This is a genomic window from Pseudomonas sp. 2(2015), assembly GCF_000955865.1.
Classification (GTDB): Bacteria; Pseudomonadota; Gammaproteobacteria; order Pseudomonadales; family Pseudomonadaceae; genus Aquipseudomonas.
On sequence record NZ_JYOF01000001.1, the window covers coordinates 51039 to 69560 of the forward strand.

Sequence of the window (18522 nt, forward strand, 5' to 3'; positions counted from 1 at the left end):
CATCGATCAACGCCAGGAGCACCCCGTCATGAGTACAGGCAAACCACGGATCAGCGAATCCGACCCACGCTGGCAGGCCATCCTGGCCCGCGACCCGGCCGCTGACCAGGCCTTCGTCTATGCCGTGCGCACCACCGGCGTGTACTGCCGGGCGAGCAGTAGCTCGCGCCTGCCGCGCATCGACAACGTCGAATTTTTCGACAGCGCCGAACAGGCCGAAGCCGCCGGGTACCGGCCAAGCAAGCGCCGCGGCGCCGACCAGACCCACGTTGCCGAACAGCACCGGGCCCAGGTCACCCGCGCCTGCGCTTTGATCGAAAGTACCGACCCGGCGCCGAGCCTGAACCAGCTGGCCGAGCAATTGAACCTGAGCCCGTCCCACTTTCACCGGGTGTTCAAGGCCGTGACCGGGCTGACGCCCAAGGCCTATGCCTCGGCCCACCGCGCGCACAAGGTACGCACGCAGTTGCAGCGGGCGGCAACGGTGACCGATGCCCTGTACGAGGCCGGGTTCAATTCCAACAGCCGCTTCTACGAATCGAGCAACGCGCGCCTGGGCATGACCCCGGGGGCCTATCGCGACGGCGGTGCCAACACTGAAATCCGCTTTGCCATCGGCCAGTGCTCCTTGGGGGCAATTCTGGTGGCGCAGAGTGAACGGGGGATTTGCGCAATACTGCTCGGTGACGATCCGCAGGCGCTGCTCAATGACCTGCAGGACAAATTCCCCAAGGCCAACCTGATCGGCGGCGACGCCGGGTTCGAAACCCTGGTGGCGAGGGTCGTGGGCTTTATCGAAGCGCCGGGCATCGGCCTGGACCTGCCGCTGGACCTGCGCGGCACGGCGTTCCAGGAACGAGTCTGGCAGGCGCTGCGGGCGATCCCGGCTGGCAGTACAGCCAGTTATGCCGAGATCGCTCAGCGCATCGGCTCTCCCAGGGCGGTGCGCGCGGTGGCCCAGGCTTGCGCGGCCAATGCCCTGGCTGTGGCCATCCCGTGTCACCGGGTGGTGCGCAGCGACGGCAACCTCTCGGGTTACCGCTGGGGCGTGGAGCGCAAGCGTGAGCTGCTGGCGCGCGAGAGCCAGTGAGGCGGGTTACTGGAAGTTGACGTCGAAAGCCTGGTAAAAGGCGTTGCCGGTGTCAGCGACCAGCCACAGCAGCACGATTACGTGATGGCCTTTTTTGTTGGCCGGTAGCTTGACCTCGTGCTCGACCTTGGCCACGAGTTTGTCCGTATGGGCCCAGCGCGGCACATAGGGATAAATGTCATCGGCAAAGGGCGTGGTTTCAAGTTGCGCGCGGGTGATGCGCTTACTCTCGTCCCAGCCATCCTTGGTAATAAACCAGCGATAACCGCGGGTGAGGTGTGGCGCCGTATAAGTCCACTCGACTTTTAAGGTTTGCCCTGGTGTCACGTTCAGCAATGGCCATTTAAATTCATGGCCGAGCTTGGCGCTCATTTCGGCATTGGTAAAGTTGACACAATCACGCTTATCCTGCCGACCGCCACTGAGGATATAGCCGTCTGCCGGGGGTACTGTACTTTGTACATCGTCTTGATAAGGCGCAGGTACGGGGCCGGCGACCGTGTCTGGAAAGTTCTTGCCGCCTTCCATTTCATTGACTTCGGACACCCCCAACAACTTCAGCTCAATCGCCGTGGAACCGCGACTGGCAGGGGTAATCACTCGACCGTGACGCAGAATCTTTTCAGGGCTGTTCATTGCAATCACTCCATGTGAGATAAGAAAACCTGTCCACCCTGGACCCGTTTGACCCTAGCTCAAGCCCTGCAATGCGCAACCCAGAGGCGCCGAACGGTATCAGCCGTTGCTGCAGCCGTCGCCCATGGCGCGGTATTCGATGATGTGGCGCTGACCTTGGTGGTCTTCGTAGGTCATGGTTGCCGGTACCACTTCACAGACATTGGGAATGGTCGACAGGCTGATGACCTTGGCGATATCCAGGTTGGTGCTGTAGTCGTACTGCTCGACAACCGGTTGCGCCGCGGCGGTATTGATTTCATCCGCCAGGGCGAACGAAGAAACAGCAACCAGGGCAACTGCAATTAAACGTTTCATGATAATAGGCCTGCAAAGCAATCAAACTAATCGATTGACTTCATTTGCCAATAAGGGCGCGGAGAAGTTGTTATATCAAGCGATGGGACATAACACGAAGACCCGACCCCACTACAACTTATTCTGTGGGATGTGGTTAGTTTACAAGGTACTTCAGGCCGTTAAATCACGAAGCCGGACAATCACTGTTACCACTTGTGCAACAATAACCCCGAGGCACGCCCCTCGACATTGATTGACTTGCGGTGTAAAAGCCCGGGGTAGAGCCATTGCCAGATCAAACCTGTGACCCGTTTACGCTACTGCCCATTGCTTGCGCCCGAGCGGCCCTTGCTGAATAAATTCTATCGAAACCACGGCTCGCCCATGCGCGCAGCGGTCCAGGGTCGACTTTGGGTGGCCCGGACCGAGGAAATCGTCGCCGCCTTGTGCCTGAGTGAAGTGCCCGGCGGCCATTGGCTGACCGGCTTGTTCGTTGCCCCCGCCTGGCGCGGCCAACAGCTCGCCGGGCGCTTGATCGACGCGGCGCTGGCTGAGTTGCAAGGCAATATCTGGCTGTTCTGTCACCCGGACCTGGCAAGCTTCTACGCCCACCAGGCCTTCACCAGCACCGACGCCCTGCCTGCGCCACTGGCCGAGCGCCTGCAGCGCTACCAGCAAAGCAAGCCGCTGCTGGCGATGGTGCGGGTTCAGTCGTCGCTGGCCGGGTCCAGCCCAGGGAACAGCACCTCGGTATAACCAAAGCGGCTGAAGTCGTGAATGCGCGAGGGGTATAGGCGGCCGATCAGGTGATCGCATTCATGCTGCACCACCCGCGCATGAAAGCCTTCGGCGTTGCGCACGATGGGCTGGCCCTGGGGGTCGATGCCTTCGTAGCGAATCCGCTGGTAGCGTGGCACCACGCCCCTCAGGCCCGGCACCGACAGGCAGCCTTCCCAGCCGTCCTCGACCTCGGTGCCCAAGGGCGTGATCAGCGGGTTGAGCAAAATGGTTCGCGGCACCGCCTCGGCATCCGGGTAGCGCTCGCTGCGCTCGAAGCCGAAGATCACCAGTTGCAGGTCGATGCCGATCTGCGGCGCGGCCAGGCCAACGCCACCGACATGCTCCATGGTTTCGAACATGTCGGCGATCAGCCGCTCAAGCTCGGCGCTGCCGATCATGTGCGCCGGCACCGGCGGGGCGATGCGCAACAAGCGCTCATCTCCCATTTTCAGGATGTCATGAATCATGCTGGCTTCGACTCAGGGGTTCGCTGGCAGGCGTGGTTTCATGATCGAGGGAGTGATCACGGCCCAGCCCGGATACATGCTTTTTATCATGCTCAGGGGCCACGCCATCAAAGTCTTTTTCGCCAGGGTCCTTGCCTTCCTCGGACATATGCTCGATCACCGCGTTCATCTCCGCGCCCAGTAGCAGTACGGCAGCAGAAATGTAGAAGTACAACAGCAGGACAATGATCGCACCGATACTGCCGTACATGGCGTTGTAGTCGGCGAAGGTCTTGACGTAATAACCAAAGCCCAACGAGGCGATGATCCACACCACCACCGCCAGTACCGAACCCGGGGTAATGAAGCGAAACTTCTGCCTCACATCGGGCATTACGTAATAGATCAGCGCCACCGCGACCATCATCAGAATGATGATCGCCGGCCAGCGCAGCACCGTCCACAAGGTGACGATGAACTCCTGCATGCCGATTTGCGCGGCAATCCATTCCATCACCTGCGGCCCCAGCACCATCAGCGCGGCGGCCGCCAGAAGCATGCCGGCGATACCGACGGTGTAGATCACCGACAGCGGAATGCGCTTCCACACCGGGCGCCCTTCGACCACATCATATGCGGCGTTCATGGCGCTCATCATCAGCCGCACGCCGGCTGAAGCGGTCCACAGGGCAATGACGATACCCACCGAGAGCAAGCCGCCCTTGGACTGCTGCAACTGGTCGATCACCGGGTTGACCTGCTCCAGCGCCTGGGGCGGCAACACCAGTTCCGACTGCAGGCGCAGCCAGGAGAAGAAGTCGGGCAAATGCAGGAAACCGATCAGGGCGATCAAAAACAGCAGGAAGGGAAACAGCGAGAACAGCATCTGGTAGGCCAGCGCCGAGGCATAGGTGGACATCTCGTCATCGAGAAATTCCTTGACCGTGCGCACCAGCACACGGTGCAACGGCAAGCCGCGCAGGTCGGGAAAAATCATAGCGTCTCCTTTCGCCGCTCGAGGTTCATGGGCGGGCTCCTCACACACTCATCTGACAGGTACGTCCTGAAGTCTAATCGACGATCGCCTCAAAGTTGCGATTGATTGCTGCAGATAGCACAACGGCCACCCGAGGATGGCCGTCGTCCCGCCCTGCTCACAGGGTTCAAGGCTTCTTCACGGCATCCTTGACCTTGCCGACCACTTGCTGGGCTTCGCCTTTGCGCTCCTGCAGTTCGCCTTCGGCGCGCAGACGATCATTGTCGGTCACTTTGCCGACACCTTGCTTGATGTTGCCAACAGCCTCATTGGCCATGCCTTTGACTTTATCTTTAGTGCCACTCATGGGAGTTCTCCTGAAGGGGAAATAACACGCTGTCAGAGTCGACAGTCTGTGGACCCGTGGCCGCTTGCGAGAGTTTCAATTATTTTCGGCGGCCGCCTGTCGAGCGCGCAGGGGCAATAGAGAGGCCAGCGAGCAACGTCGCTTTATGTTTCATCGCGTTGCCAGCACAATAAGCGACCTTTCAAGCGTCACCCGTAGGAACCTGCATGAAACTCGACAAACCCACCGCCATCGCCCGCCGCAACCAGGAACTGGAACGCCCCGTGCTCAACAGCGACAACACCCTGTTTGCCGTGCTCGACACCAAGCGCAGCCTGTGGTGGTTCGATGTGCCGGTGAAACTGCTGCGCAAGGGCCAGCCCGACTGGGTCAACCTGCTGCTGCACACCCCCGAAACCGACGAGCTGCAGCATTTGAAGGTGCCGGTGAACTACCTGCAGGCCCATCAGGAAAAAATGGAAGTGCGCCACCCGGGCAAGCGTCGCTCGACCATCAGCCTGGCGCTGAGCGCCGATCGCGACTCGCTGCTCAAAGACCTGCGCCCAGGCGGTGAGAACCTGAGCTTTGCAGGCTTCAAGCAGGTCTGATCAAGCCAGTTCGATGCGGTCGGCGTGGATGACGATGCGGCCATCCTTGTACAAGGCACCGATGGCCTTCTTGAAGTTGCCCTTGCTGACCCCGAACAGATCGCTGATCAACTGCGGGTCGCTCTTGTCGCTGACCGGCAGCACGCCGTTGGCGTCCTTGAGCTTGGCGAGAATCTTGTCGTGCAGGCTGTTGGCCAGGTCCTGGCCGATGGGCTGCAGGCTCAGGGCAATCTTGCCGTCGCTGCGCAGCTCTTTGATATAGCCCTTCTCCTGCTTGCCCGAACGCAGGAACTTGAACACCTCGTTCTTGTGAATCAGGCCCCAGTGCTTGTTGTTGATGATCGCCTTGAAGCCCATCGGGGTTTCTTCGACCACCAGCAAATCAACCTCCTGGCCGACCTTATAGTTGGCCGGCACCTTGTCCAGGTAGCGGTCCAGGCGCGCGGTTGCAGTGATGCGGCGGGTGCGCTTGTCGAGGTAGGCATGCACCACGCAGTACTCGCCGGCCTTCATCTGGCGCTTTTCTTCGGAGTACGGCATCAGCAGGTCTTTGGGCAGGCCCCAATCGAGGAAGATGCCGATGCTGTTGATTTCCTTGACCTTGAGGCTGGCGAAGTCGCCGACCTGCAACTTGGTCTTTTCCGTGGTGGCGATCAGCTTGTCTTCGCTGTCGAGGTAGATGAAGACGTTCAGCCAGTCCTCGACCTCGGTGGGCGTGTCCTTGGGGATGTAACGGTTGGGCAGCAGGATTTCGCCGTCCGCCCCGCCGTCCAGGTACAGACCGAAGTCTGTGTGCTTGACCACTTGCAAAGTGTTGTAACGCCCAACTAAAGCCATTTCCGGAAATCCTCGTTGCGAGCGGGGCATTCTACACCTCACGCGGCGATTGCGCCCGGTCGCCGATGACGGCCTGTCAGCAAAATGAACCGCACAGGCTTGCCCTGTTCTATAAAGACAAGCAAGCCTTCGCAAGGATTCGCTCATGTACGCCTGCCTGTCCAAGTACCTGCGCACCGTTCTGTTGCTGGTGATATCGGCCTTGCTAGTGGTCGCCTGCAACCGTATCGACCTGGCCTACCGCAACCTCGACATGCTGGTGCCCTGGTCGCTCAACGACTACCTGAGCATGAATCGCCAGCAAAAAACCTGGCTCAATGAACGGCTCAAACAGCAACTGGCCTGGCATTGCCGCACGCAACTGCCCGGCTACCTGACCTGGATCGACGACATTCAGGCGATGGTCGCCCGTAATGCGATAACCGACCAGCAGTTGCAGGTACGCACTGAAGAAGCCCGGCAGGCGATTGCCAAGGTCGCCGACCAGATCACTCCGTCGGCCGCCGAACTGTTGCGCAGCATGGATGACGAGCAAGTGCGGGAAATGCGCGAAGCCTTTGCCGACGACATTCGCGAACGCCAGGCCAAATACGTCAATACCCCACTGGCGCGGCAGATCGAACGCCGCGCCGAGCGTATGGAAAAACGCTTGAGCACCTGGCTGGGCGAGCTCAGCCCGCAGCAAAAACTTCGAGTCATGACCTGGTCCCAGGGACTGGGCGAGCAGAACCGCCAGTGGATCGCCAACCGCGCCCATTGGCAGGCACAGTTCAGCGCAGCCATGGACCAGCGCCACAGCGACAGCTTCGAACCACGCCTGGAGATCCTCCTGAAAAAGCGCGAAAGCCTGTGGACCCCGGAGTACCGGATCGCCTTCCAGCGCACCGAGCAGGAGGCGCGGCGCTTGTTGGTGGATGTGATGGCGCAGAGCAGCGAACAACAGCGCCAGCACCTAGAGCAGAAGCTTGCGCAGGTGCGCCAGAGTTTCAGTGAGTTGAAGTGCTTGAAGGGGTAGCGGCCGCATTCAACGGTAGGAGCGGGCTTGACCCGCGATGAGGCCAGTACAGCCAGCAAACCAGGAGTTGCCTGGCATACGACCGCTACGCGCTCGATCGCGGGTCAAGCCCGCTCCCACAGTGTTCAGCCCTCCCGGCACTTGCGCCGGTACGGGAACACATCGATCACTTTGCCGCCGCGGATCGCCGCCTGCAGGCTCTTCCAGTAGTCGGCGTCGTACAACTCGCCGTGCAACTGATTGAACAACCGGCGCTGGCCGCTATCGGCGAACAGAAACGGTGGAAACTCCTCGGGGAACACGTCCAGCGGGCCGATCGAGTACCAGGGCTCTGAGGCCATTTCATCCTCCGGCGTGCGCGGCGGCGGGATATAGCGGAAGTTGACCTCGGTCAGAAAGCAGATTTCGTCGTAGTCGTAGAACACCACCCGCCCGTGCCGGGTAACGCCAAAGTTCTTCAGCAGCATGTCACCGGGGAAGATGTTCGCCGCCGCCAGTTGCTTGATGGCCAGGCCGTAGTCTTCCAGGGCCTCGCGTACCTGGGCGTCGTTGGCGTTTTCCAGGTAGAGGTTGAGCGGGGTCATGCGCCGCTCGGTCCAGCAGTGGCGGATCAGCACGGTGTCGCCGTGCACTTCAACGGTGGACGGCGCCACTTCCAGCAGTTCGGCCAGGCACTCGGGCTCGAACTTGCTCAAGGGGAAACGAAAATCGGAGAACTCCTGGGTATCGGCCATGCGCCCGACGCGGTCGACGCTTTTTACCAGCCGGTACTTTTCAATCACCGTGGCGCGGTCGACGTTCTTCGACGGCGAGAAGCGGTCCTTGATGATCTTGAATACGGTGTTGAAGCCCGGCAGGGTAAACACGCTCATGACCATGCCACGCACGCCCGGGGCCATGATGAAGCGGTCATCGGTGCCGGCCAGGTGGTTGATCAGCGCCCGGTAGAACTCCGACTTGCCGTGTTTGTAGAAGCCGATCGAGGTGTACAGCTCGGCGATGTGCTTGCCCGGCAGGATGCGCTTGAGAAAGCCGACGAACTCGGCCGGCACCGGTACATCGACCATGAAGTAGGAGCGGGTGAAGGAGAAGATGATCGACACCTCGGCTTCGTCGGTGATCAGCGCGTCGACCTCAATGCCGTGGCCCTCACGGTGCAGCAGCGGGATCACCAGCGGCCATTGCTCGTCCTGGGTGTACAGGCGCCCGACCAGGTAGGCGCCCTTGTTACGGTACAACACCGAGGAAAACAGCTCGACGGCCAGCGCCGGGTCTTTGCAGACCCAGTCCGGCAGGTTCTCGCGCAGTTGCCCCTCGAGGCGTGCCAAGTCGCCGGCAAGGTCCGCGTAGGGCACATCGAAACGGTAGTCGGCAAACACCTGCGCCAGCAATGCGCTCAAGCCGCTTTGTGGCCGATAGGTGCGGGTTTGCGCTGCCCGCTCGTGGCTGCGCAGCGAGGGCCGGGTGGTGTGGATGAACATGCAGCCATCGCTGATCAGGTCATGGCTGAACAGGCTGCAGAAGATCGAGTTGTACCAGGTCTCGGACAGTTCATCGTCCAGGCGCGGGTCGATCAGGCCTATATAAGCACTTTTGACCAGCGGCCACAGCGCGACGTCGAGCAGCACCTCGCCCTCGAAGCCCTGGCGCAGCCAGCCGCTGACCTCGCTGACTTTTTCCTCATACAGATTGATGCGCGCCGCCGAGGCGCTCTGGGTCTGTTGCCACTGGGCCTGCTCGAATCGCTCGCGGGCGCCGTCGGTGATCTGGCGAAAATGCTCGCGGTAATCGTCGAAGCCATCGAGGATCATCCGGGCGATATCGGCGGCCGGCCATTGCTGGGGCATACGTCAGACCTCTGCGGGAATGTCAAAGCCTGAGCTTAGCCAGTCGCCACGGGCAGGGAAAGCCTGTTGGCGCGGCTGTATCGGCCAAACTCGCCGGGTGCTGAATTCAATCGCAAGAAAGGGAGAGAGCGCAGGCTGCGATGTAACGTAAACTCGCGCCCTGCCCCAAAGGACCCGGAGAGCCCCATGAGCCCCATCGCCATATCCCGCCTGTTGATTCTTGCTGCTGTCTGGGGGGCGAGCTTTCTGTTCATGCGCATCATTGCGCCGGTGCTCGGCACCCTGCCGACGGCGTTTTTCCGCGTCTCCATCGCCTGCCTCGGCCTGCTGGTGATTCTCGCCCTGCTGCGGGTGCGCTGGGACTTCAATGGCAAGCTCAAGGCCTGCCTGGTGCTGGGCATGATCAACTCGGGGATACCCGCCACCCTTTATTCAGTGGCCGCCCAGGTGCTGCCGGCCGGCTACTCGGCGATCTTCAATGCCACCACGCCGCTGATGGGCGTGCTGATTGGCGCGTTGTTGTTCCGTGAACCGCTGACCCTGGCCAAGCTCAGCGGTATCTTTCTCGGCCTGTTCGGGGTTGGCATTCTCAGTGGCGCGGGGCCGGTGGCGTTCGACGCCAAGCTGCTGCAAGGTGCCCTCTCGTGCCTGGCGGCGACCGCGTGCTACGGCCTGGCCGGTTTTCTCGCCCGGCGCTGGCTGGACCAGCAAGGCGGCCTCGACAGTCGCCTGTCGGCGCTGGGCAGCATGATGGGCGCGACCTTGCTGCTGTTACCGTTGTTCGGCTACAGCGTGCTGACCCAGCCACCGGCAAGCTGGGGTGGCTGGCAGGTGTGGGCGTCGTTGCTGGGCCTGGGGCTGGTGTGCACCGCCTTTGCCTACATCCTGTATTTCCGCCTGATCAGCGAGATCGGCCCGGTCAAATCCAGCACCGTGACCTTCATGATCCCGGCCTTCGGTGTGCTGTGGGGCGCCTGGCTGCTGGACGAGCCACTGTCGATGGCGCACCTGTATGGCGGGCTGTTGATTGCCGTGGCGTTGTGGCTGGTGCTCAAGCCTGCGGCGGCTGCCAAGCCGGTTCGCGCCTGACCGGTTAATGCTGTTTCCTGTGGGAGCTGCCAAGCCAGCTTCCACAGTTTCTGGTTTCACCCCTGAAACCAGCCCTTCACTCGCGTTACCGAGAAAAGCCTCTTTTCATTGCACCCGCCATTGCCACGCGCAGTTGTTGTGCAATTTCGTGCCATATAGAAAACCTTGTTTCATATATAAAACAAACAAGTTTTCCTGATAATCCAATAACTCACTAATAAATAAGCACTTTTCAAATAAAACAGGGCCAATACACATTTGGCATTGTTCATGCACTAAACCGCGTATCACCTATAAAACAGACCAGAGAGCTTCCCCAATGGCTGTGAAAGAGATGTACGCAATCCCCTCTCAATGGAATACGCCGCACTCCAAGGAAGACCTGGAGCCGACCGAAATCGAATTTCGCAATGTCGGTAAATGCTTCCCGGCCAAGGGCAAGGCCGAGGCGCCCTTTGCCATTCGCGAGGTGAACTTCAAGATCCGCCGCGGCGAGGTAGTGTCGATCATCGGCCCGTCCGGTTGCGGCAAAAGCACCATCCTCAACATGGGCTCGGGCCTCTACCGCCCCAGCGAAGGCGAAGTTTTCGTCGGTGGCGAAGCGGTGGTCGGGCCGGTGCGCAAGGTCGCCTTCATGCTGCAGAAGGACCTTTTGATGCCCTGGCGCAGCATCCGCCGCAACGTCGAGCTGGGCCTGGAAATCCAGGGCATGCCCGCCGCCAAGCGCCAGCCAATTGCCGAAGATCTGCTCAATCGCTGCCACCTGCAAGGCTTTGCCGACCACTACCCGTTCCAGCTGTCGGGCGGCATGCGTCAGCGCGCCGCCCTGGCCCGGACCCTGGCCATCGACCCGCAGGTGCTGTTCCTCGACGAGCCGTTCTCGGCCCTCGATGCGCAGACCAAGATGATCCTGCAACAGGACCTGGCGCGGATGCTGTTCGAAGAAAAGAAAACCGCGCTGTTCATCACCCATGACCTGGTCGAGGCGATTGCCATGTCCGACCGTCTGCTGGTGATGAGCGCCCGCCCCGGCACCATCATCGAAGAAATCACTGTCGACCTGCCGTTTCGCGACAACCCGCTGGAGCGCCGCAAGCTGCCGGAAATCGGCCCGCTGGCCGGGCGCCTGATGGAACTGCTGAAAGTCGGCGAAGACACCGAACTGCATTGATCAACGGCCACCGGCCCATCAACCGATTCAGGAGTACGCATGTTCAAGTCCCTGCAACGCCTGGCACAGGCTTCAGTCATCGCCCTGGGCCTTGGCCTGGCGATCAGCGCCCAGGCAGAGCCGACCAAGGTCACCTACCTGCTGCCCGCGCCGCCCAACTCGCCGGCTTTTGCGCCGTGGATCATCGCCAAGGAAAAGGGCTACTACCGTGCCAGGGACCTGGACCTGACCTTCATCGCCGCCAAGGGCGGAGTCGATGTCGCCAAGCAGATCGGTGCCGGCAACGCCATGCTCGGCGGCGCCATCGGTGACACCCCGATCGTGGTCCGCGCCAACGGCATTCCAGTGCGTGCGGTAGCGGTGCTCGGTGCCGGCGGGGTGACCATGATCGCCACCAACGCCGGCGAGAACATCCAGTCGATCAAGGACCTCAAGGGCAAGACCCTGACCGTGATGTCCTACTCCGACACCACCTACTACGCCCTGCTCGCCTCGCTGCGCAAGGCTGGCCTGAGCAAGACCGACGTCGATATCCAGGCCGCCGGCCCCTCGGGGGTGTGGCAGCTGTTTTCAGCCAACAAGGCCCAGGCCATGGCCGGGGTGCCGGACTGGGTGGTGAATGCCGAAGAGGCCGGGCTGAAGATCAGCCTGATCCCGCAGAGCGAAATCTTCGAGAGCATGGCCCAGGCGATCCTCGCCTCGGACGACGCCATCAACAACCAGCCGCAGGTGGTCGGCGGCGTGGTCCAGGCCACCCTGCAGGGCATGCGCGACATCATCCAGGACCCGAAAGCCGCCGCCGCCACCTTCGCCAAGGCCGTGCCGGCCTACGCCGGCAAGGAAGCGGCGCTGGAGAAAACCTTGCGCCTGTATGTCGAGCACGTCTACGCCAACCAGACCGTGCTCGGGCGCATCGACCCGGCGCGCCTGGACGCAGTGCGCAAGTTCTACGTCAGCGAAGGCATCGTCGCCAAGGAACCCAAGCTCGACGAGCTCTACAGCAACCAGTTCATCGAAACCACCACGGCCGCGCAATAAGCCTGGATGCATAACAAGGTATTAGCCCGATGAGAAACCTCAACACCTCCGTGCTCGGCAGCGTCGCCCTGCTGATCCTGTTCCTGCTGCTCTGGCAGTGGGGCCCCGGCCTGCTCGGCATGCCCGAGTTCGTCATGCCGCAACTGAGCCGCGTGGCCCAGGAAAGCCTGGTGATGTGGCAGTCCAGCGGCCTGCTGCAACACACCCTGATCACCGCCTTCGAGATCATCGTCGGCTTTGGCCTCGGCGCCCTGCTGGGCGTGGCCATCGGCGTGTCGCTGGGCCTGTCGCCGTCGGCCGAGGCCATGCTCTCGCCGTACATCCTGGCCCTGCAGATCGCCCCGAAAGTCGCCTTCGCGCCGCTGTTCGTGATGTGGCTGGGCTACACCATCTACCCGAAGATCCTCATCGCCATCCTCATCGTGTTCTTCCCGGTGATGATCAACGTGCTCTCGGCGATCCGCACCGTTGACCCGGACATGATCAACCTGGTGCGCACCATGAACGCCAGCCGCTGGCAGATCTTCCGCCTGGTGGAGTTCCCCTCGGCCATGGCCGCGCTGTTCTCGGGCCTGCGCATCGCCTCGACCCTGGCGGTGATCGGCGTCACCGTCGGCGAACTGGTCGGCGGCAACCAGGGCCTGGGCTTCCTGTTGGTCGACGCTGAAGGCCAGGGCAACACCGCCGGGGTCTTCGTCGCCATCGTCATGCTCACCCTGATCGGCGTGCTGGCCTACGGCGCGGTGGTCTGGGCCGAGAAACGCGTCCTGCACTACCTGCCCAAAGCCATGCTGAGTACCCAATGATGAACCCATTCAAAACCATGCTTGAAGGCCGCCGCGTGCTGGTCACCGGTGGCGCCCGTGGCCTGGGCTATGCCTTCGCCCAGGCCATCGGCCAGGCCGGTGCCCGCGTGGTGATCGCCGATATTCTCCAGGAGCGCGTGCTGCAGGCCGCCTGCGAGCTGCGCGAGCAAGGCTTGCAGGTGACCGGCGTGACCCTCGACCTGGGCAACCCGGAGTCGATCACTGCCTGCGTCGCCGAGACAGTTGCCGAGCTCGGCGGCCTCGACGGCCTGGTCAACAACGCCTCGATCACCAACTCCGGCGGCAAGACCTGCGAGCAACTGGACATCGACACCTGGGACCAGGTCATGCAGGTAAACGTGCGCGGCACCTGGCTGATGACCCGCGCCTGCCTGCCAGCCCTGCGCGCCAGCGCCAAGGGCGCGGTGATCAACCTGGCCTCCGACACCCCGCTGTGGGGCGCACCGAACCTGCTGGCGTATGTCGCCAGCAAGGGCGCGATCATCGCCATGACCCGCAGCCTGGCCCGTGAACTTGGCACTGACAACATCACCGTCAATGCCATCGCCCCCGGCCTGGTGCTGGTCGAGGCCACCGCCTATGTGCCCGAGGCGCGCCACCGCCTGTACACCGAACAACGGGCGATTCAGCGCCCGCAACTGCCAGAAGACGTCAGCGGCGCCGTGCTGTTCGCCCTGTCCGACCTGTCGCGTTTCATCACTGGACAAACCCTGCCGGTCAACGGCGGGTTCGTCATGCCTTGAGCAAGGAGAAACCCATGACCGACCTATCCGTACAAAACGCCACCGCGAAAACCTGGGAACAACCCGCAGGCTCGGACCTCGCTGGCTGGATGCAGACCCGCATCGCCCGCTACCAAACCCGCAAGTACGACTGGGACGCGCTGAAGTTCCAGGCCGACTACGACCCCAAGTTCCGCCGCGCGCAAATGCGTTACGTCGGCACTGGCGGCACCGGGGTCAACAGCGACATGAACACCATCCCCTCGGAGCACTTCACCTTCTCGACCATGGTCATCCCGGCCGGTCATGAAGGCCCGCCGCATATCCATACCGACGTCGAGGAAGTGTTCTTCGTGTTGCGCGGCAAGCTCAAGGTGATCATCGAGAAAGACGGCGAGCGCTTCGAAACCGTGCTCACCGACCGCGACCTGATTTCGGTACCGCCGGGCGTGTACCGCGAAGAGATCAACATCGGCGATGAAGACGCGCTGATGTGCGTGATGCTCGGCGCGAAAAAGCCGGTGACCCCGACCTACCCGCCAGCGCACCCGCTGGCCTCGATCAAGCGCGGTTAAGCCGATGTTGCACGCCACCGACCACTCGCTCGCCGGCCTTGCGGCCCAGTTGCAGCAGCGCTTCCCCCAGCGCCTGGTGCAACTGGCAAGCGGCGCCCAGGCGATCCGCGAAGCCGGGCACGGGCCGGCCATCGTGCTGTTGCATGGCATCGGCTCGGGCGCCGCGTCCTGGCTGCAGGTGGCGCTGCAACTGAGCCAGCACGCCCGGGTGATTGCCTGGGATGCACCGGGCTACGGCGACTCAAGCCCGCTGGCCAAGCCTGCGCCGCAGGCGGTGGACTATGCCCGGCGCCTGCGGCATTTGCTCGATGCGCTGCAGATTGACGACTGCCTGCTGGTCGGCCATTCCCTCGGTGCCCTCAGCGCCGCGGCCCTGGCCCAGCAGCAGCCGCAACGGGTGCGGCGCCTGGTGCTGATCAGCCCGGCTCGCGGCTATGGCGACCCGGCCCGTGCCGAGCAGGCGCAACAGGTGCGCAACCAGCGCCTGCACAACCTTGAGCAACTGGGCATCGCCCAGATGGCCAACCAGCGCAGCGCACACATGCTCTCGCCAGCGGCCAGCAGCGAGGCCCGCGCCTGGGTGCAATGGAACATGGCGCGGCTGCTGCCCCAGGGCTATCGCCAGGCCATCGAGTTGCTGTGTGGCGATGACCTGCTGCGCTACGCCGCCCTGGCCGTGCCGTGCGAAGTGCATTGCGGCGCCGCTGACAGCATCACCCGCCCCGAGGACTGCCAGGCCCTGGCCAAGGCCCTGGGGGCAGCGTTCGCGTTGATTGCCGAGGCCGGCCACGCCAGCCCGATCGAACAACCCGAGGCCGTGGCAACGCTGCTTGCCCGGGCCCTCGAAGAATCCCTGACAGGTACTGCGCTATGAATGATTCGGATCTGTTGAAAGACAACCAGGACAAGTACATCGTCCCCGGCCTTGAGCGCGGCCTGTTGCTGCTCTGTGAATTCAGCCGGCAAAACCGCACCCTCACCGCGCCGGAACTGGCGCGGCGCCTGGAGCTGCCACGCTCGACCATCTTCCGCCTGTTGACCACCCTGGAAACCATGGGCTTCGTCACCCGCAGCGGCAACGAGTACCGCCTGGGCATGTCAGTACTGCGCCTGGGCTTCGAGTACCTGGCATCGCTGGAGCTGACCGAGCTCGGTCAACCGCTGCTGGCGCGGCTGTGCGATCACCTTAATTACCCGAGCAACCTGGTGGTGCGTGACGGTCGCTCGATCGTCTACGTGGCCAAGGTTTCGCCGCCGTCGGTGTTCTCCAGCGCGGTCAACGTCGGCACCCGCCTGCCGGCCCACGCCACGGTGCTGGGGCGCATCCTCCTTGAAGACCTGAGCCTGGCCGAGCTGCGTGAGCTGTACCCGGAGGAGCACCTGGAACAGCACTCGCCGTGCACACCGAAAACCGTACTGGAGCTGTTCGACCTGGTGCAGAGCGACCGTCAGCGCGGCTATGTCAGCGGCGAAGGTTTTTTCGAATCATCGATCTCGACCATCGCTGCGCCGGTGCGTGATCACAGTGGCCGGGTGGTTGCCGCCATGGGCGTGACCATCCCTACCGTGCAGGTTGCGCACATCAATTTCGACGGCCTGCTTGGCCATGTGCGGGGCAGCGCCGATGAGCTGTCGCGCCTGCTCAACTACACGCCAAACGCTGGCTCCGGCCGCGTCACCGCGCTGATGAGGGACTGACATGAGCAACCTCTATCAACTGCACGGGCGCACCGCCATCGTCACTGGCGGCTCTTCCGGGATTGGCCTGGCCTGTGTCGAGCAACTGCTTGAAGCCGGTGCGGCAGTGGCCTTTTGTGGTCGCGATCAGGACCGCTTGAACAGCGCCGAAGCCCGCCTGCGCGAACGTTTCCCCGCAGCGCGTCTGTTGGCTCAAGCCTGTGATGTGCTGGATGCCGCGTCAGTCAACGCATTCGCTGCCGCCAGCCTGGCCGCCCTCGGCCCGGCCCAGGTGCTGATCAACAACGCCGGTCAAGGCCGGGTCTCGACCTTCGCCGACACCACTGATGAAGCCTGGAGCGAAGAGCTGCAGCTGAAATTCTTCTCGGTGATCTACCCGGTGCGCGCCTTCCTGGCGCAACTGCAAGGCCAGGCCGGCGCTTCGATCGTCTGCGTCAACTCGCTGCTGGCCAGCCAGCCGGAGCCGCACATGGTCGCCACCTCGGCAGCACGTGCGGGCCTTAAGAACCTGGTGCGCTCGATGGCCACCGAGTTCGCCGAACAGGGCATCCGGGTCAACGGCATCCTTATCGGCCTGGTCGAATCCGGCCAGTGGCGCCGGCGCTTCGAGGCCCGCGAAGAGCGCGATCTGGACTGGTCGCAATGGACCGCGCAACTGGCGCAACGCAAACACATTCCCCTGGGGCGCCTGGGCCTGCCCAAAGAAGCAGCCCAAGCGATCCTGTTCCTGGCTTCGCCCCTGTCGGCCTACACCACTGGCAGCCATATCGATGTTTCTGGAGGCCTGTCCCGCCATGCGTAATGAAAACACTGTCACCGTTGGCGCTGCCATCACCGCGTTCCTCGAACAATGCGAGGTCAAGGCCGCCTTCGGCGTGATCTCGATCCACAACATGCCGATCCTCGATGCCTTCGCCGTACGCGGCAACATCCGCTTCGTCATGGCCCGTGGCGAAGCCGGCGCGACCAACATGGCCGATGCCTACGCCCGCACCACCGGTGGCCTGGGCGTGTGCCTGACGTCCACCGGCACCGCTGCCGGCAACGCCGCCGGGGCGCTGGTCGAAGCACTGACCGCCGGCACGCCGCTGCTGCACATCACCGGGCAGATCGAAACGCCGTACCTGGACCAGGACTTCGCCTACATCCACGAAGCCCGCGACCAGTTGACCATGCTCAAGGCGGTGTCCAAGGCGGCCTTTCGCGTGCGCAGTGTCGAGACCGCGCTGAGCACCCTCAAGCTCGCCGTGCAGACCGCCCTGACCGCGCCCACCGGCCCGGTCAGCGTCGAGATCCCGATCGATATCCAGTCGACCTTCATCCCCATGCCGAGCGACCTCTCGCCGCTGCCGATCCCGGTTGCGGTGCCGGCGCCGGAAGCCCTCGACCTGGTCGCCGAACGCCTGGCCAGCGCCACCCGCCCGCTGCTCTGGCTCGGCGGCGGCGCCCGCCACGCCGGTGCGCAGGTCAAGCGCCTGCTGGACATGGGCGTTGGCGTGATCACCTCGACCCAGGGTCGCGGCGTAGTCAACGAAGACGACGAGCGTTGCCTCGGCGCCTTCTCGCAGAACAAGCTGGTCGAAGGCTTCCTGCAAAGCTGTGATGCGCTGGTGGTGGCCGGTTCGCGCCTGCGCAGCAACGAGACCTTCAAGTACGCCCTGAAGCTGCCGCGCACCACCCTGCGCATCGATGCCAACCCGGCCATCGAAGGGCGCAGCTACTCCAGCGAGCTGTTCATCTGCGGCGACTCGGCCCTGGCCCTCGAGGGCCTGGCCGACCGCCTTGAAGGCCGCCTGAACATCGACCCGAACTTTATCGACGAGCTCAAGGCCGTCCGCACGCAATCGCGCGCGCAGCTGGTGGCCGACCTCGGCCCGTACTCGGCGATGGTCGAACAACTGCAGGGGCTGACCGGGCGCAATTTCTCCTGGGTGCGCGACGTGACCCTGTCCAACAGCATCTGGGGCAACCGCCTGCTCAACCTCTACCACCCGCTGGCCGGCGTGCATGCCCTCGGTGGCGGCATCGGCCAAGGGCTAGCGATGGGCATTGGCGCGGCGGTGGCAGCGGCGGAAACCGACCCGCAGCGCAAGGTCTTCGCCCTGGCTGGCGACGGCGGCTTCATCCTCAACCTCGGTGAGCTGGCGACCCTGGTGCAGGAGAAAGCCAATGTGGTGATCCTGCTGATGAACGACCAGCGCTACGGGGTGATCCGCAACATCCAGGACGCCATCTACGGCGCCCGCCACGCCTATGTCGAGCTGCACACCCCGGACTACACCAAGCTGGCCGAATCGATCGGCCTGCGCCATGGCCTGGTCAGCGACCTGAAGGACTTCGGCGCGGTGCTGGACAACGCCCTGAGCCAGGGCGGGCCGTTTTTGCTGGAAGTCGACATGCTCAGCGTCGGCGGCTTTGCCACCCAGTTCGCCGGTCCCCCCAACAGCGAAACCAAAGCCCAGAAAGCCACGGCCTGAGGACT

General features: G+C 62.9%; 21 protein-coding genes. 14 read left to right on the plus strand and 7 right to left on the minus strand.

Annotated features, from left to right (window positions below):
- Positions 1 to 28: 28 nt before the first annotated feature.
- Positions 29 to 1090 carry a bifunctional DNA-binding transcriptional regulator/O6-methylguanine-DNA methyltransferase Ada gene (gene ada, locus UB48_RS00220; protein WP_045193428.1) on the plus strand — a complete coding sequence of 354 codons (1062 nt, stop codon included), beginning with the start codon at positions 29 to 31 and terminating at the stop codon, positions 1088 to 1090.
- Positions 1091 to 1096: 6 nt separating this feature from the next.
- Here ada and UB48_RS00225 read toward each other — a convergent pair whose 3' ends face one another.
- Positions 1097 to 1726, minus strand: a complete 630-nt coding sequence (locus tag UB48_RS00225; protein ID WP_045193429.1) for a lytic polysaccharide monooxygenase auxiliary activity family 9 protein — start codon at positions 1724 to 1726, stop codon at positions 1097 to 1099.
- A gap of 99 nt (positions 1727 to 1825) precedes the next feature.
- Complete coding sequence (locus UB48_RS00230) at positions 1826 to 2083, minus strand: DUF2790 domain-containing protein (protein WP_045193430.1); 258 nt, start codon at positions 2081 to 2083, stop codon at positions 1826 to 1828.
- 366 nt (positions 2084 to 2449) lie between these two features.
- Here UB48_RS00230 and UB48_RS00235 point away from each other — a divergent pair, with 366 nt between their 5' ends.
- Positions 2450 to 2821 (plus strand): GNAT family N-acetyltransferase, encoded by a 372-nt coding sequence (locus tag UB48_RS00235; RefSeq protein WP_082075363.1) that lies wholly within the window; start codon positions 2450 to 2452, stop codon positions 2819 to 2821.
- On the opposite strand, the gene def is transcribed toward UB48_RS00235, so the two are convergent.
- The 3 genes from def to UB48_RS00250 all read right to left on the minus strand — a co-directional run bounded on the left by def (position 2773) and on the right by UB48_RS00250 (position 4634).
- Positions 2773 to 3312, minus strand: a complete 540-nt coding sequence (def, locus tag UB48_RS00240; protein WP_045193433.1) for a peptide deformylase — start codon at positions 3310 to 3312, stop codon at positions 2773 to 2775. The two genes, UB48_RS00235 and def, sit on opposite strands and share 49 nt — an antisense overlap.
- Positions 3302 to 4288: a YihY/virulence factor BrkB family protein gene (locus UB48_RS00245; RefSeq protein ID WP_045193434.1), complete on the minus strand. Its 987-nt coding sequence runs from the start codon at positions 4286 to 4288 to the stop codon at positions 3302 to 3304. The genes def and UB48_RS00245 overlap by 11 nt, the downstream gene beginning before the upstream one ends.
- Before the next feature lie 166 nt (positions 4289 to 4454).
- A complete protein-coding gene (locus UB48_RS00250) occupies positions 4455 to 4634 on the minus strand; it encodes a CsbD family protein (protein ID WP_045193435.1) in 180 nt (59 codons plus the stop codon).
- A gap of 206 nt (positions 4635 to 4840) precedes the next feature.
- On the opposite strand from UB48_RS00250, the gene UB48_RS00255 reads away from it, so the two are divergent.
- Positions 4841 to 5221, plus strand: a complete 381-nt coding sequence (locus UB48_RS00255; RefSeq protein WP_038996550.1) for a hypothetical protein — start codon at positions 4841 to 4843, stop codon at positions 5219 to 5221.
- Here UB48_RS00255 and UB48_RS00260 read toward each other — a convergent pair whose 3' ends face one another.
- On the minus strand, positions 5222 to 6058 hold the full coding sequence (locus tag UB48_RS00260) for a S1 RNA-binding domain-containing protein (protein WP_045193436.1): 837 nt from the start codon (positions 6056 to 6058) through the stop codon (positions 5222 to 5224).
- 145 nt (positions 6059 to 6203) lie between these two features.
- Between UB48_RS00260 and UB48_RS00265 the strand changes: the two genes are divergently transcribed.
- A complete protein-coding gene (locus UB48_RS00265) occupies positions 6204 to 7073 on the plus strand; it encodes a DUF6279 family lipoprotein (RefSeq protein ID WP_045193437.1) in 870 nt (289 codons plus the stop codon).
- Positions 7074 to 7198: 125 nt separating this feature from the next.
- Here UB48_RS00265 and aceK read toward each other — a convergent pair whose 3' ends face one another.
- The gene (gene aceK / locus UB48_RS00270) at positions 7199 to 8920 is read right to left on the minus strand and encodes a bifunctional isocitrate dehydrogenase kinase/phosphatase (protein ID WP_045193438.1); all 1722 of its coding nucleotides are present in this window, start codon (positions 8918 to 8920) and stop codon (positions 7199 to 7201) included.
- Between the two features lie 186 nt (positions 8921 to 9106).
- Here aceK and UB48_RS00275 point away from each other — a divergent pair, with 186 nt between their 5' ends.
- The 10 genes from UB48_RS00275 to UB48_RS00320 all read left to right on the plus strand — a co-directional run bounded on the left by UB48_RS00275 (position 9107) and on the right by UB48_RS00320 (position 18517).
- Positions 9107 to 10009, plus strand: a complete 903-nt coding sequence (locus UB48_RS00275) for a DMT family transporter (protein ID WP_045193439.1) — start codon at positions 9107 to 9109, stop codon at positions 10007 to 10009.
- A 334-nt stretch (positions 10010 to 10343) separates the two neighbouring features.
- Entirely contained in the window at positions 10344 to 11180 is an 837-nt protein-coding gene (locus tag UB48_RS00280) for an ABC transporter ATP-binding protein (protein WP_045193440.1), read from the plus strand.
- Between the two features lie 39 nt (positions 11181 to 11219).
- The gene (locus UB48_RS00285) at positions 11220 to 12218 is read left to right on the plus strand and encodes an ABC transporter substrate-binding protein (RefSeq protein WP_045193441.1); all 999 of its coding nucleotides are present in this window, start codon (positions 11220 to 11222) and stop codon (positions 12216 to 12218) included.
- A gap of 29 nt (positions 12219 to 12247) precedes the next feature.
- Positions 12248 to 13024 carry an ABC transporter permease gene (locus UB48_RS00290; protein WP_045193442.1) on the plus strand — a complete coding sequence of 259 codons (777 nt, stop codon included), beginning with the start codon at positions 12248 to 12250 and terminating at the stop codon, positions 13022 to 13024.
- Positions 13024 to 13788 (plus strand): SDR family oxidoreductase, encoded by a 765-nt coding sequence (locus tag UB48_RS00295; protein WP_045193702.1) that lies wholly within the window; start codon positions 13024 to 13026, stop codon positions 13786 to 13788. The genes UB48_RS00290 and UB48_RS00295 overlap by 1 nt, the downstream gene beginning before the upstream one ends.
- A 14-nt stretch (positions 13789 to 13802) precedes the next feature.
- Positions 13803 to 14342: a cupin domain-containing protein gene (locus UB48_RS00300; protein ID WP_045193443.1), complete on the plus strand. Its 540-nt coding sequence runs from the start codon at positions 13803 to 13805 to the stop codon at positions 14340 to 14342.
- A gap of 4 nt (positions 14343 to 14346) precedes the next feature.
- Positions 14347 to 15216, plus strand: coding sequence for an alpha/beta fold hydrolase (locus UB48_RS00305; protein WP_045193444.1), 870 nt, complete (start codon positions 14347 to 14349; stop codon positions 15214 to 15216).
- The gene (locus UB48_RS00310) at positions 15213 to 16040 is read left to right on the plus strand and encodes an IclR family transcriptional regulator (protein WP_045193445.1); all 828 of its coding nucleotides are present in this window, start codon (positions 15213 to 15215) and stop codon (positions 16038 to 16040) included. The genes UB48_RS00305 and UB48_RS00310 overlap by 4 nt, the downstream gene beginning before the upstream one ends.
- Before the next feature lies 1 nt (position 16041).
- The gene (locus tag UB48_RS00315) at positions 16042 to 16842 is read left to right on the plus strand and encodes an SDR family oxidoreductase (RefSeq protein ID WP_045193447.1); all 801 of its coding nucleotides are present in this window, start codon (positions 16042 to 16044) and stop codon (positions 16840 to 16842) included.
- Complete coding sequence (locus UB48_RS00320; RefSeq protein WP_045193448.1) at positions 16835 to 18517, plus strand: thiamine pyrophosphate-binding protein; 1683 nt, start codon at positions 16835 to 16837, stop codon at positions 18515 to 18517. The genes UB48_RS00315 and UB48_RS00320 overlap by 8 nt, the downstream gene beginning before the upstream one ends.
- Positions 18518 to 18522: the final 5 nt, after the last annotated feature.